Annotated in this window: 11 protein-coding genes; 3 read left to right on the top strand and 8 right to left on the bottom strand. The window is 61.7% G+C overall.

The annotated features are described in order from the left end of the window. Positions 1 to 100 precede the first annotated feature (100 nt). The 3 genes from D4Q52_RS00705 to D4Q52_RS00695 all read right to left on the bottom strand — a co-directional run bounded on the left by D4Q52_RS00705 (position 101) and on the right by D4Q52_RS00695 (position 3,446). Positions 101 to 487: a hypothetical protein gene (locus D4Q52_RS00705; protein ID WP_119854616.1), complete on the bottom strand. Its 387-nt coding sequence runs from the start codon at positions 485 to 487 to the stop codon at positions 101 to 103. Between the two features lie 626 nt (positions 488 to 1,113). Further along, the gene (locus tag D4Q52_RS00700) at positions 1,114 to 1,731 is read right to left on the bottom strand and encodes a response regulator transcription factor (RefSeq protein ID WP_119854838.1); all 618 of its coding nucleotides are present in this window, start codon (positions 1,729 to 1,731) and stop codon (positions 1,114 to 1,116) included. Next, on the bottom strand, positions 1,731 to 3,446 hold the full coding sequence (locus D4Q52_RS00695; protein ID WP_119854615.1) for a sensor histidine kinase: 1,716 nt from the start codon (positions 3,444 to 3,446) through the stop codon (positions 1,731 to 1,733). The genes D4Q52_RS00700 and D4Q52_RS00695 overlap by 1 nt, the downstream gene beginning before the upstream one ends. A 436-nt stretch (positions 3,447 to 3,882) precedes the next feature. Between D4Q52_RS00695 and D4Q52_RS00690 the strand changes: the two genes are divergently transcribed. The 3 genes from D4Q52_RS00690 to uvrA all read left to right on the top strand — a co-directional run bounded on the left by D4Q52_RS00690 (position 3,883) and on the right by uvrA (position 8,077). Beyond that, positions 3,883 to 4,392, top strand: a complete 510-nt coding sequence (locus tag D4Q52_RS00690) for a GAF domain-containing protein (protein WP_182915177.1) — start codon at positions 3,883 to 3,885, stop codon at positions 4,390 to 4,392. Positions 4,393 to 4,493: 101 nt separating this feature from the next. Further along, complete coding sequence (locus D4Q52_RS00685; RefSeq protein WP_182915176.1) at positions 4,494 to 5,141, top strand: MEDS domain-containing protein; 648 nt, start codon at positions 4,494 to 4,496, stop codon at positions 5,139 to 5,141. A 338-nt stretch (positions 5,142 to 5,479) separates the two neighbouring features. Beyond that, complete coding sequence (uvrA, locus tag D4Q52_RS00680; RefSeq protein WP_119854612.1) at positions 5,480 to 8,077, top strand: excinuclease ABC subunit UvrA; 2,598 nt, start codon at positions 5,480 to 5,482, stop codon at positions 8,075 to 8,077. Positions 8,078 to 8,195: 118 nt separating this feature from the next. On the opposite strand, the gene D4Q52_RS00675 is transcribed toward uvrA, so the two are convergent. The 5 genes from D4Q52_RS00675 to D4Q52_RS00655 all read right to left on the bottom strand — a co-directional run bounded on the left by D4Q52_RS00675 (position 8,196) and on the right by D4Q52_RS00655 (position 13,869). After that, positions 8,196 to 8,504, bottom strand: coding sequence for a putative quinol monooxygenase (locus D4Q52_RS00675; RefSeq protein ID WP_119854611.1), 309 nt, complete (start codon positions 8,502 to 8,504; stop codon positions 8,196 to 8,198). A gap of 98 nt (positions 8,505 to 8,602) precedes the next feature. Beyond that, on the bottom strand, positions 8,603 to 9,829 hold the full coding sequence (locus tag D4Q52_RS00670) for an adenylate/guanylate cyclase domain-containing protein (RefSeq protein WP_119854610.1): 1,227 nt from the start codon (positions 9,827 to 9,829) through the stop codon (positions 8,603 to 8,605). 241 nt (positions 9,830 to 10,070) lie between these two features. Beyond that, complete coding sequence (locus D4Q52_RS00665) at positions 10,071 to 12,368, bottom strand: xanthine dehydrogenase family protein molybdopterin-binding subunit (protein ID WP_182915175.1); 2,298 nt, start codon at positions 12,366 to 12,368, stop codon at positions 10,071 to 10,073. Next, entirely contained in the window at positions 12,368 to 13,366 is a 999-nt protein-coding gene (locus D4Q52_RS00660; protein ID WP_119854836.1) for an FAD binding domain-containing protein, read from the bottom strand. Before D4Q52_RS00660 ends, D4Q52_RS00665 begins: the two co-directional genes overlap by 1 nt. Next, positions 13,363 to 13,869: a (2Fe-2S)-binding protein gene (locus tag D4Q52_RS00655; protein ID WP_119854609.1), complete on the bottom strand. Its 507-nt coding sequence runs from the start codon at positions 13,867 to 13,869 to the stop codon at positions 13,363 to 13,365. Before D4Q52_RS00655 ends, D4Q52_RS00660 begins: the two co-directional genes overlap by 4 nt. Positions 13,870 to 13,927 lie beyond the last annotated feature (58 nt).

The following is a 13,927-nucleotide window of genomic DNA, read 5'->3' as shown; positions in this document are numbered from 1 at the left end:
CGGCGGATGACATGGGCCTCGAGATCACTTTGCAGGGTGAGATCGGGAACCGTCGCAGTTCGGCGTGATTGAGCAACATCGCTTGGGATCTGGATATCGCCTAATCAGAGGCTGGGGGCGCGTGTTCGGGAAACAGGCTGTCCAGCAGGGCTGACAGAGATTGAAAGTGCCGGATTGCGGTCTCGAGTTCGTGTAAGCGCCTCTCGGCGGCGGCGATCTCGGAATTCAACTGGTTTTGCAGAGTCGTATCATCCTGCTCGCGATGCAGATACTCGTCGCAGTCATTCCCCGCTGTCACCGCCACGCGCGCCAGTACATCGTCCAAGCGTCGCCGCAAGCCGGCCTGCTCGGATTGCGACGAGACCAGCGCAGCGTCGATTGCCCGCGAAATGGATGCTACACGTTGTGCATCCACCTCGCTGTCGCGCTCCGACGACCGCGTCCTGAAGGCTGAAGATGCTTTTCGAAATCTGAGGAAATCCAGCATTGTATCGACCAAGGCCGGGTATTGGCTTGAGCAGCCTCTCGGCGCCTTCGAACGTTAGGTGTTGCCGCGATTAATCGATCCGCTCCATTCGAATCCATTTCCAGGATATCGATCCAAAAGTCACGACGACGGCGATCGCATAAGTCAGGACGAAGCCGGCGACGAAAAGCCATTGCGCCATTATATTTCGTGCTAATCGCGCTGGAAGCATAGTGAGACTCGCAGGCCAAATTCAATCTCTGAAAAATAGAATTGTGCCATATAAATGATAATCAGTAAATGTTTATCCCCACGCTTTGGATGAGGGAGAATTAGAGCTGAGGTTGAGCTCGAGCGTTCATCCTGGTCGTCACTCTCATCTGAATATGGTCGTCAACCAGCATACCCTCCCTCGAATCCGGCGCGCTGTTGGCGCCGCGGCATGATCGTGTGCTAGCGAGAATCGGAGGAGCGGGTCCCTTTTTAGATAACGAGTGCGGCGACTTGAATCGTCATCCTGACCTGGGGCAGGGGACACAACGCCGTCCTGCGATGTCGGCGGTGTTTCGGCGCTTGGCGTGCTGGACACTCATCGGCTCGTTCGGCGTTCGCGCCGGGATGGTCTCGGCGACGATAACGCTCCTTCATCAGGCCCGCGCAGCAAAACTCGCCAGGACCAGAAGCTTCACGGCCTCGGCGAACTGATGCACGCCGAGACGATCCATCATGCGCGAACGGTGAACCTCGACGGTGCGAACACTGATTCCAAGATCGAATGCGATGACCTTATTGGGCTGACCAGCCACGAGCGCCTCGAGCACCTGCCGTTCGCGCGGGCTCAGCGTATTGATCAACGCAGCTGCCGTGGCGATATCGCCGTTCCGGCCGGTGGACGCGTCGGTCGCTAACGCGGACTCGATTGACATTATCAAGGCGTCGTCGCTGTAGGGCTTTTCAATGAAGTCCACGGCTCCCGCCTTCATCGCGCGGACCGCGGTTCTCACGTCCCCTTGTGCCGTTACCACAATGACCGGCAAGTCTGGATTGATCAGCCGAAGGCGAGCCTGAACCTCGAAGCCGTCCATCTCCGGCATACGAAGATCCAGAAGCACGCAACCGCTGCGTAACCGGCCCGCGACGTCGAGAAATACTCCCGGCGTTGCATACGACGCCACCTTAAAGCCGATCGCTTCCAACAGGCGCTCCAGGGATCGGCGGATCGCCGGGTCGTCGTCGACGACGTAAATGAGACGGTCTGCGGGCATCAAGAAACCCATCGTTCGACGGGGACTGGCAGCGTCACACGAAAGATTGCTCCGCCGCCGTGATTGAGCTCATAGCGCAACGTCCCGCGATGTGGCTCGACGATCGAGCGGCAGATCGAGAGCCCCAGTCCCATGCCGTCGACTTTTGTGGTGTGGAATGGCTCGAACAGGTGGTCGACAATATTGTCCGACACGCCAGAGCCATGATCTGCGACGGCAATTTCGATCGATGCGTCATCAAGTCGCGCCGTGGCCACCTTCAGTTCGCGCCACTCGCTCTGCGCCATTGCCTCGTGCGCATTGCGTATCAGGTTGAGCATGACCTGCTGCAGCTGGATTCGGTTGGCAAACACCGTATTGGCGCGCGGATCGAAGCTCAGCCGGACCCGCATGTCGTGCGGTCCGATTCCCGCCGATGCAAGCTTGCTGGCCTCCCGGATCAGGTCAGGCAGGTTTTCGATCCGCATTTCCGTCTCGCCGCGCGTCACGAACTCTCGCAGCCGCCTGATGATCTCGCCGGCGCGCAGCGCCTGATCTGCAGCTTCGTCGAGGACGTCGCGTATGGTGTCGTCCCTGTGGGGCGCGTCGTTTGCCATCATCCGGCGCCCGGCATTGACCGAATTGGTGAATGCGGTCAGCGGCTGGTTCAACTCGTGAGCCAACGCCCCGGCCATCTGGCCCGCGGTGCTCAGCCGCGAGGCATGAAGAAGCTCCGCCTGCAGCTTCTGTGCGCGGACATCCGCGCGCGCGTGCTCCTCGGCTTCAATCGTCAAGCGCTCGAGCGCTTCTGCCAATTCCGACGTCCGTTCCGCCACCCGCTGCTCCAACGACTCGTTGAGGCGCCGGAGATCGTCTTCGAGCTTCTTTTGCGGCCTCAGATCGCGACTGACGGCCGCCATGTTGGTCGGACGGCCGGTGCGCGGGTCGTCGATGCGGAACCAGTCGAGCAGGAAGGGAATGTTCTCTCCAGTCTTGAAGTGACAAAAATTGAGCTCGCCGAGCCACCGTCCGCTGCTCATCACCATCGGAAGCAGCTCGGTGCGCGCTCGAGCCTGCTCATCGGGAGCCAGGAAATCAAAGATGCTGGCTGCCTGTAGTTCCTGGAGATCTGAAAGCCCGAGCAGGTCGAATGCCGCCTTGTTGATGTATTGCGGCGTGCCGTCGAGATGGGCGAAGCCAACGAACTCGGACGACCGCTCGATCACGCTCCCCAGACGCCGCTGCTCAACCTCCGCGAGCCAGCGTTGAATGGCGAGCGTCGCGTGGTTCGCCGTAATTCCGAGCAGGAGCCGGTGCGTCTCGCTCGGAAATTGCGGATTGACGGACCCGGCGACGATCATGTCGTCGCCGCCAAACCCCATCGGCGCCGCCGCAATTCGTAGCGTTCCGGTCCCGAGCGGGTTGTCGATCATGGGTATCTGCTCCCGCCTACCGCGCCACGCTCCGCGGAGAATGCGTTCAACGTGACCGCACGGTCCGGCGGGCACCGCGCCACGCGTGCGCATCACGTCGGCCGCAGGTTCGTCACGCAGTCCGGGCACAGATACGTAAATGACCTCGGCATTGAGCATCGAAAGCAGCGCGGCCGCCGCGCTATCGGCAATCTGCCGCGAATTGTAATCTTTCCAGATGGCCGGCAGCGTCGACAGTGCCACGAGATCGCGGATGCAGCGCCTGAGTTCATGCGGTTCGGAAAGCTCATCGACCCAAGGCATTCGACTGGCCTCAACCCACAAACGCACATTGAAGCTCAACCGTCAGCGTGCCGCTGGCCGATGCTTGCAACTGGGTTAGAAAAGGCCAATCGCTTCTGCTCTCGATCTCAGGATCGAGAGCTGCTCCAATGAACCTACACTCGTCGGATCAGTCCGTCGATAACATAGATACACCCCTAGCGGGGGGAGCGCGCTAAGTATCCCTCTGAAAGGGAGGATGATTACGTAAAATTGCTTAATCCGCTCCGTGACAATTCGACCTTACATTCCAGCCTGTATGGCCGCGACAATGTCGCCGCGGCATAGCCGCGGAAGCAAAGGTGATGGAGGATCCCGAGGAGCCGTTTCCCCCTGAGCGATTCGATCTGCAGGCGGTCGAGAGATCGACGCCGTCCTGCAGCGGCTTAGAAATTCCGAAGATGTCGGCGCGGAGCTGTTGCGGGTCCTGGATATCGCGATCGGGCTGACGTGCGCGGATCTGGGTACCCTGCAGCGCTTCGACGAAAGAGCCGACTGTCTAACGATTGTCGCCAGCCGCGGGTTTTCCAGGGAAGCGCTCGGCTTTTTCGGCATCGTTCGCCGGGATAGCTCTACTTCATGCGCCGCTGCGCTTACTCGACGTATGAGTATATTCGTCGCGGATATCTCGACGAACTACTTGTATGTAGGCACGCGCCAGCTCGATGCGCTGCGAGCGAGCGGCATTTCTGCGGTTCATTCGGCGCCGCTCATCAGCAGCAATGGTTCCCTTTGGGGGGTGTTTTCTACTCATTTCCGCGAGCCGCAGATCGAGAGCCAGTTCGATGAGTCTCCGCTAAATCGCTTTGCCCTTAAGGTCGCCAACAGCTTGACGCAACGTGACGGTTCGGCGCTGGGCGAGCACCTCCGCGGCAGGCCGGTTTCGGAACGCTGTCAATCAGGTGAGGCACGATGGCGGCAGCCGTGACCCGCATAGATGGCTTTGTGCGCTGCGCGGCATACCCTGTGCAGACCGCTCGAAATGGGCTCAGAATGTGCCGGACAAGAGATTTGAACTGGAGGGCTGAGATGATTTCCACCACTGCGCCGATTCCGTTTGGGCGATCCATGCTGCGGGAGCACCGGCATGTCTGCGCGTTCTTCAATTCGGCCGTGGAGGAATACGACGCGTTGCTGCCGTTCATCTGCGACGGCATCAACTGTGGTCAGCGCGGTTTTCATGTGCTCCCGTCTCATCACCGGGAGGATCACCTCAGCTGGTTGCGAAAGGCCGGCATCGACGTGGAAACGACGTTGAAAAGCCGTCAGCTCGAAGTTGCGCTGCCGGAGGACACCTATCTCAAGACCGGCCGGTTTGACAAGGAAGCGATGCTCGTCCTGATTCAGGAAGCCTTGCGGGCCGGCGTAGCACTCGGCTTCCCGTTGACGCGGATGATCGCGCACGCCGAAGTGGCTGTGGACGACTGGAAAAGCGGCGCAGATTGGGCCGAGTATGAAATGCGGCTCAACGGCGCGCTACCAAATTTCGACGACCCGGTGATTTGCACCTTCGACGCCAATCTGCTGACGGCGCCGCACGCCATCGATATCCTGCGTACGCATCCGATGGTCATCATCGGCGGCGTCTTGGTCGAAAATTCGTTCTTCACGAGCCCGCAGGACTTTATCCGCGAGGTGCAGGCGCGAACCGGGCCAAGCCAATCCTATCGCGGATAGCCGGACGAAGCTTGAAGTACAATCCGTTTCCGGTTCTGCCGACGTCTTCGCTCAGTCATTGGAGGAGAGTTCATTCTCTCATTTGCATCCCGCGCCGTGTGACGATGTGCAATGACGATGACCGCGCCATAATATGCGGGCGGGCAGCATGCGTGGCGCCACGGACTTCGTTGCGGCGGCCAAGGGGCGCTTTCCGCCTTTACGATCGACGGATCGCAGCACACGAACTCGCAAGTCCTGAGGTGGTCGATTCCATGCGGCAGAAAGCTCACCAGCACCGCGTCTGGCAGCCTACCGTCGGGATCGGAACTCCCGGCTGCCTTAAGGCGTTTTGCCTGATGCAACAAATCGACAAGCCTTGTTCTCAGAAAGTAACAAGCGGAGAACCACGGGGCTTCGTCCGCGTGCGCGGCGCACGCGAGCACAATTTGAAGAATATCGATCTCGTCATTCCCCGCGATGCGCTTGTGGTCTTCACCGGCGTATCCGGCTCGGGAAAATCGTCGCTTGCGTTCGGCACGCTCTATGCGGAGGCGCAGCGGCGCTATCTGGAATCCGTCTCGCCGTATGCGCGGCGATTGTTTCACCAAATGCCGGTTCCGGAGGTTGACGAGATCGAAGGTCTGCCGCCAGCGGTGGCCCTGCAGCAGCAGCGCGGCGCGCCCACCACGCGCTCGTCCGTCGGCAGTGTCACGACTCTGTCGAACCTGCTTCGAATGCTGTACTCGCGCGCCGGCGATTATCCTCGGCACCAGGCGCATCTCGATGCCGAGGCGTTCTCGCCGAATACGCCGACGGGAGCTTGTCCCCGATGCCAGGGGCTCGGCAAGGTCTACGAGGTGACCGAGCGCTCAATGGTGCCGGACGATTCCAAAAGCATTCGCGAGCGCGCGATCGCGGCCTGGCCGCCTGCCTGGCATGGCGGCAATTTGCGCGACATGCTGATCTCGCTCGGCTACGACGTCGATCGTCCGTGGCGCGAGTTGCCGAAGAAGGCGCGCGACTGGATCCTCTACACCGACGAGCAACCGGTGGTCCCGGTCTATATCGGCTATGACGTCAACGAGGCGCGAAGGGCGATCCGACGCAAGGAGGAGCCCAGCTACCGCGGCAACTTCTCCAGCGCCAGGCGATATGTACTGAATACGTTCGCCACGACGGAAAGTGCGTCGATCAAGAAGCGGGTGTCGCGCTACATGGTCAGCACCGATTGCCCGCTTTGTCATGGCAAGCGGCTGCGCCGCGAGTCGCTGGCTGTCAGGTTCGCGGGCTACGATATTGCCGATGTTTCCAGGATTTCGCTGACCAAGCTCGCTGAGCTGTTGCGCCCCTATGCGGAGGCGACTGCCCCTGTCTTGGCCAAGCTCAGGGCACAGCATCCGGAGAAGGCGTTGGTGGTGCAGCGCATCGCCGAGGACTTCGGTGGCCGTCTCACGGTTCTGCTCGACCTCGGACTAGGCTATCTTTCGCTGGAGCGAAGTACCCCGACGCTCTCTCCGGGCGAACTACAGCGCCTGCGACTGGCGACGCAAGTGCGCTCGAATCTGTTCGGCGTCGTCTATGTGCTCGACGAGCCGTCGGCCGGATTGCATCCCGCCGACACCGAGGCGCTGCTTAGGGCGCTCGCCCGATTGAAAGCCTCAGGCAATTCGCTCTTCGTGGTCGAACACGAGGTCGACGTGATCCGCCAAGCGGATTGGGTCGTCGATATCGGGCCGGGCGCCGGCGAACTCGGCGGCGAGGTGCTGTACAGCGGATCGCTCCAGGGATTCAGGCAGATCGAAGGATCGCAAACCCGGCAATACCTGTTCGGCGACCGCGCCGTGTCGGCCCGGACGCCGCGCTCGCCCAAGGGCTGGCTGCGGTTGCAGGGCGTCAGTCGCAACAACCTGCATGACCTCGACGTCGAGTTTCCGTTGGGAGTTTTCACCACCGTGACGGGCGTTTCCGGCTCAGGCAAGTCGAGCCTGGTGAGCCAAGTGTTGGTGGAACTGATTGCAACAGGTCTGGGTGGATCGCCCCCGACGATTGACGATGAAGCCGACGAACTCGAGCGGACCGTCGTGCCCACGCTCGGCGGCCGGATCGCAGGCGGAATGGAGGGGGTCAAGCGGTTGGTGGTCGTCGATCAGAAGGCGATCGGGCGCACACCGCGGTCCAACCTCGCGACCTACACAGGGTTGTTCGACTACGTTCGCAAGATCTTCGCGGCCACCAAGACGGCGCGCGCCCGCCGCTACGACGCTGGCCGCTTTTCCTTCAACGTCGCCAAGGGGCGCTGTGAGACTTGCGAGGGCGAGGGCTTCGTCTGCGTCGAGTTGCTGTTTCTGCCCAGTGTGTATGCACCATGCCCAAGCTGTCACGGCGCTCGCTACAACGCGAAGACTCTCGAGATAAAGCACCGCGGCAAGAACATCGCCGAGGTCCTGGACATGACGGTCGACGCCGCCTTCGCGTTCTTCGCCGAGGAGGAGCCCGTTCGCCGCTCGCTCGACGTCTTGCGGCAGGTCGGCCTCGGCTATCTGCGACTTGGCCAGCCGGCGACGGAGCTTTCCGGCGGCGAGGCCCAGCGGATCAAGCTGGCCACCGAGTTGCAGCGCACCCAACGCGGCCAGACACTCTACGTTCTCGACGAGCCGACCACGGGACTACACCCGGCCGACGTCGAGAAGCTCATCGCACAACTCGACCGGCTGGTCGACCTCGGCAGTACTGTGATTGTGGTGGAGCATGACATGCGCGTGGCCGCCGGCAGCGACTGGGTGATCGATATCGGCCCTGGTGCCGGTGACGAGGGCGGCCGCGTGGTGGCGGCCGGAATCCCTGCCGAGGTCGCTGAATCGTCCAGGAGTCGCACCGCGCCGTACCTGTCGCGATTCAGGACCCGGCTTGTAACGGATGCGTCCACGCCCGATCGCCTGGCGGCCTCTCCGTGAGACGGCCGCATCCTGCGGCCGATTGAGACGAGCGTCAGCGCGGAACGATCTTCCAATGAACCGCTCGCGTTCGCGCTTCCCGTGGACAACAGTCGCTGCACAAGGAGAGCTCGGGGCTCTACCTCGCCGACTTGTCCGCGATGATGTCCAACTTATGAATCTCCGGCGTGTTGTCGAACATGTCGCCCGCCTTGATCTTCTCCATCAACGCGGCCGCAACCTTTCCGTTGAGATGCGCGTCGCGTCCGGTCTCGTCGTCGAATGTGTCGAAGATCGCGAAAGAGGAGGGGCCTTCCTGAATCGCGTACCATGAGATCGTTCCCGGTTCGGCATCGACCAGAGGAACCGCCGACCGCAGAAAATCCGCGACATCCTTCTCCTTGCCAGGCTTCGCCACAAGCGGAACGTACAGCGCAAATTTGGTCATTCGACTCTCCTGGTTTGGTCTTCGCGAACTATCAGATCAACTTTATCCAGTTTGGTCCGGACGGCGAGAGCAAAGCTGCGGGCGATCAGCGGTCTGTCCTATTCCGCCGCGACCCGAGACGAGTTGCTTTCATCGTGTTGCTTTTCACTCAAGATATGCCAGACCTCCATCTCACCCGATCCCTTGACATTTATGGTGCCGCGCGTTTCGCAGACGAAGTCGTGCTTGATCAGGTCGTGAGTCGCGTTTGTGATTTGAATGGCTTCGCTCTTGCCGTGTGACTCCATGCGACTGGCCATGTTCACCGCGTCGCCCCACAGGTCGAAGATGAACTTCTTTCGGCCGATGATGCCGGCGACGACAGGGCCTGAATTCATACCAATGCGGAACGTCAATCGCTTGCCGCGAAACTCGCGCTCGGCGACGCAAGCCTGCATATCGAGCGCCATGCGCGCGAGGGCGTGAGCGTGATCGGCACGTGGGCGCGGTACGCCGGAAACGACCATATAGCAGTCGCCAATGGTTTTGATTTTCTCCAATTGATACTTCTCGACCAACAAATCGAAGCACATGAACACTTCGTCGAGAAGGCCGACGAGTTCCATAGGCGGCATGGACTTGGCCAGCGGGGTGAACTCCACGACGTCGGCGAACAGGATGCTTGCCTTGTCGTACTGATCGGCGATCGTGCGGTGCTCACCTTTCAGTACATTGAAGATCTCGATCGGCAGGATGTTGAGCAGCAGCATTTCGGATCGTTCCTGCAGCCGGTTCTTCTTGTCGACGAAGTAGTAAAGCATCGCGAAGGCCAGACTCACGACGCAGCCAATGTTCAGGAGATAGAAAAATGTGACCATCGAGGAAGGCAGCGAGGCGGCGTCGCCGGAGGGGTGGACAAGCGCGGTGCTTGCGAGCAGGACGAGAAATGCCGCGAACCAACGGGAGGCGGCGGGAAGATCGTGGACGACCAGGGCGCCCAAGGGACAAAGCGTGGACCAAAGAATGACGGCGCTCGAATTATGGAAGCCGCCGAGACTGATCGTCATCAGCCACGGCAGCAGCAAGATCAGCGTCAGCTGGCAGAAGCGGTAGCGCGGAAAGCGGGGAAATGCGGCGAACAGCATGGTGTTGACCAGCGATAACACGCTGTAGGCCGCCGGTACGGCGCCGGCGCTGCGTGCTCCAGCGGCGATGTAGACGACCCCCCACAACGCCGCCGCGACCGCGGATGACAATGCGACGCCGACGAGTATCATTTTCTGCAGCGCGACGTCTTCACTGTCGCGCTGGTCGACGCCGATCTGCGCGATGAGGGGAATTTGCATGCGAAGACCAGCCTCTCAATGAGATGCGTGATGGGACCACAGCATGGTTGTGGAGGCGGACTCGGCGAATAGGGCGCTGATGGCCGGGTTGCTCCCACTGATCGACGGTCATGTGGGTCGCGCGCCGACCTTCGATCTCACCTTTTGCGTCAGCCGCGCACCACCGGTGCGCCGCGACAATCCCGACGTGCAGAGCCGATCTCCTTGCCTGCCCGGTGTTCGATGTCGGCCGATCGCGCAGCTACATCAGCTTCTCCATCGTGATCGGCAGGTCGCGCACGCGCTTGCCTGTGGCATGAAACACCGCATTGGCGATGGCAGCAGCCGTGCCGACCACACCGATTTCACCGACTGTCTTGCCGCCGAGCGCGCTGGCGTGCAGGTCCGGCTCGCCGACGGAGATGACCTCGATGTCAGGCACGTCGGCGTTCACCGGCAAGACGTAGTCGGCGAGGTTGTTATTTGTGATTCGTGCATAGCGGCGATCGATGTGGATGGCTTCAAGGAGAGCCTCTCCAATTCCCATGATCATGCCGCCCTTCCACTGGCTTTCGGCGAGCCTGGGGTTGTAGAGCCTGCCGCAATCGAAGGCGCCGACCATCCGGCGGACACGTACGGTCCCATAGTCCTCGTCGACACGAACCTCCACGAATTGCGCGCCCCACGCATAAGTCGCGTGGGTCGCCGACGATGGGCCCATATATTTGAAGCTGTTGTACGCGTCGCGCTGTTCGGCTTCTGACGACGCCTTGTCGGCCGGCATGGTGCTGCGTGTAACCTCGATCCGGTCACGCCCGACTGCTCGCATCAGCTCGGCTACCGTGATCGACTTTGCAGAGCCATCCGTCGGCGAGATCCGTCCATCCTTGATGGTGAAGTCGTTGACTCGCTTGGCCTTGAACGGCGAGCCAATATGACTGGACGCGAGCGTCAACAGCTCCTCGCGGGCAGCGCGCGCGCTCTTATCAACGGCGCCGGTGAGAAGATTGGCAATCTGCGAAACTCCGGCGACCGGGGCGCGCGGCAGGCTGGTATCGCCGAGCCGAACGCGCACCTGTTCGAATGGAACGCCGATTGCGTCGGCGGCCGCCTGTGCAAGAATGGTGTAGGTACCACCACCGATATCCACGCCGCTCGAGGCAACATCGACCGAACCATCGGCGGAAATCGTAACTCTCGCCTCGCCGGGAGTGTGCACGTTGGGAAAGGCGCCTCCCGCCATCCCCCATCCGATCAATTCGTGGCCCTCCCGCATCGAGCGTGGCTCGGGCAAGCGGCGTGCCCAACCGAACGCCTGCGCGCCGGCTTCGTAGGCTTCGCGGAGCCGGCGGCTCGACCAGGGTTTCGCCGAGTCGGGATCCTGACTGGCATAGTTGCGGAGCCGCAGTTCGATCGGATCGAGCTTCAACATGTACGCAAGTTCATCCATCGCGCTTTCAAGCGCATAGGCTCCGATCGCTTCTCCAGGTGCGCGCTTCCAACTCGGAGTAAAGGAGTTGATCCGCACCAGCTTCTGCGTCGCACTCAGGTTCGGTACGGCGTACATGACCTTGGCGGTGGCCGCGCCGCCTTCGACGTAATCGTCGTCAACGGAGGTCTCGCTGGTGTTCTCGTGAACGATTACCTGCAATTTTCCGTCGTCGCTGGCACCGAGCGTCAACTTCTGCCGTATGGCGGGACGCAGGCCGTTGCCGGTGAAGTTCTGCGGCCGCGACAGCGCCAGCTTGACGGGGCGTCGCAGCTCGCGTGCGGCCATCGCGGCGAGAAGCGAGTCTGCATGAGCTGTGACCTTGACACCGAAGCCGCCGCCCACGAACGGCGAGACGACGCGTACCTTTTCCATCGGGATTGCAAGCCAGTCGGAGAACGCCCGTCGCGCACCCTCGACCCATTGGCTCGGCATCCAGACGGTGAGATTGCCGTCGTCGCTCCAGTCCGCGATGGCTCCAAGCGGCTCCATGGGACAAGAATATTCGCGCGGCGTGGTGTAGACTGCTTCCATGCGCACCGTTGCCGCCGCAAGCGCGGCTTTCGGATCGCCTCGGCTCGCACCGGATGACGGAGCCCCGGGCACGTCGGTCGATTTCGCCTTTGGGTCGTCGATGTCGGCGACGGCTGGCTCCGACTTGTACTCGACGCGCACGCGGCCCGCAGCTTCGGTTGCATGATCGAAGCTATCGGCGATCACGAGGGCAATCGGTTGGCCGCTGTACCGGATTCGGTCGTCCTGAAGCGGCAGGAAGCTCTCCATGACACTCCCCGCCGGAACCATCGCACAGCTCTGCAGTGGCAGCGCATCGGATTGGGTGAGGATACGCAGGACACCCGGTGTGGCCAGTGCCGCGGCGAGATCGATGTTCCCAACGCGCCCCGACGGCATGGTGCTCTCGACGATCACGGCATGTACCAAGCCGGTGAGATCGCGTTCGAGGGCGTAGTCGGCTCGTCCGGTCACTTTCGCGACGCCATCGGCACGCACGATCCGGCGACCGAGAAACGCTCCATTGTGACTCAGTTGTTCTGAATTGGTGATAGACATCAGGTGATCCCTCCGACGGTCAGCAGTGCGCGCGCGACGACGCGGGGAGCCAGGTCTATCTTGAAGCGGTTTTCGCCGTGATCGACCGCGCCTTCGGTGGCGAAGCGGCTCGCGACCCGGATGGTCGGCTCGTCGAAAGTCCGTCCGACGAGCGCCGCTTCGACGGTCCGCGCCCGCCATGGTCTTGTGGCGATCCCACCGAGGGCGACCCTGACGTCACGGATCGTGCGCCCATCCGCCTCCAACTCCACGCCGACAGCGGCGCTGGCCGTCGCGAATTCGTAAGACTCGCGGTCGCGAACCTTAAGGTAGTGCGAGCGGCGGAGCGCCTGCGAGGTCGGAACCTCCACGGCGACGATCAATTCGCCGGGCGAGAGCGGGTGTTCGACGTCTGGCGTGTCGCCGGGCAAAGGGAAGAAGTCATCGATCGAGAAGCGGCGTTGTGGCTGGCCGTCTTCGACAAGGACGGTCGCGTCGAAAGCGACGAGAGCGACTGCGAAGTCACCGGGGTGGGTCGCGATGCAGCTAGGGCTGGTTCCCAGGATCGCGTGGCTACGGGTGATGCCGTCGAAGGCCGCGCAGCCGGAACCGGGATTGCGTTTATTGCAAGCGCCGTAGACCGCTGGCTCACGGAAATAGCTGCAGCGCGTCCGCTGCATGAGATTACCCCCGATCGTGGCCATGTTGCGCAATTGCGCTGACGCACCGCGCCAGAGCGATTCCGACAGGACCGGAAAGTTCTGCCGGATCGTGGGGTGATCGGCGACGTCGCTCATTTTCGACAGCGCACCGATACGCACGCTCGTCGGTCCAACTTCGATCGTATCGAGATCAGGCAGGCGCGTAATATCGATGAGGACTGAAGGAGCCTCGACGCCGCATTTCATGAGGTCGAGGATGGTGGTGCCGCCGGCGAGGAAGCGGGAGCCGGCCTGCTGCGCGACGGCTCCCAGCGCGTCGGGAACGGCGGTGGCTCGGACATACTCGAAATTGTTCATCGTGCGCTCCTCTTCGCCAAATCCACCGTCTGCGCCGCGTCCCGAATAGCCGCGACGATGTGCGGATAGGCGCCACAACGGCACAGGTTGCCGGACATGTATTCGCGGATGCTGGAGTCCGAACCGGTCCTGCCTTCGTCGATGCAGCCGACCGCCGACATGATCTGACCAGGCGTGCAGTATCCGCACTGGAAAGCATCGTGGCGGATGAAAGCCTCCTGGACGGCATGCATGGTGCCGTTGATTGCCAACCCCTCGATCGTGGTAATCGCGCGCCCTTCGACCTGGGATGCGAGCGTCAGGCAGGCGAGGACGCGTCGTCCATCGACGTGAACCGTGCAGGCGCCGCACTGGCCCTGGTCGCACCCCTTCTTGGTGCCGTTGAGATGCAAGTATTCGCGCAGCGCATCCAGCAATGTGACCCGAGGTTCGATCGGCAGCACATAATCGGAGCGATTGATGCGAAGTCTGACTTCTGCGCCTGCGCTGAGTGATGTCGCCATGGGCCCAACTCCTTCGATGCTGGTTGCGTCCGGAACAGCTGATCGGTCCCGAAGACAT

This window comes from Rhodopseudomonas palustris (assembly GCF_003591005.1).
In the GTDB taxonomy this organism is placed as follows: domain Bacteria; phylum Pseudomonadota; class Alphaproteobacteria; order Rhizobiales; family Xanthobacteraceae; genus Rhodopseudomonas; species Rhodopseudomonas palustris_K.
Note: the sequence above shows the minus strand (reverse complement) of the source record. Positions and strands in the feature narration are given on the sequence as shown.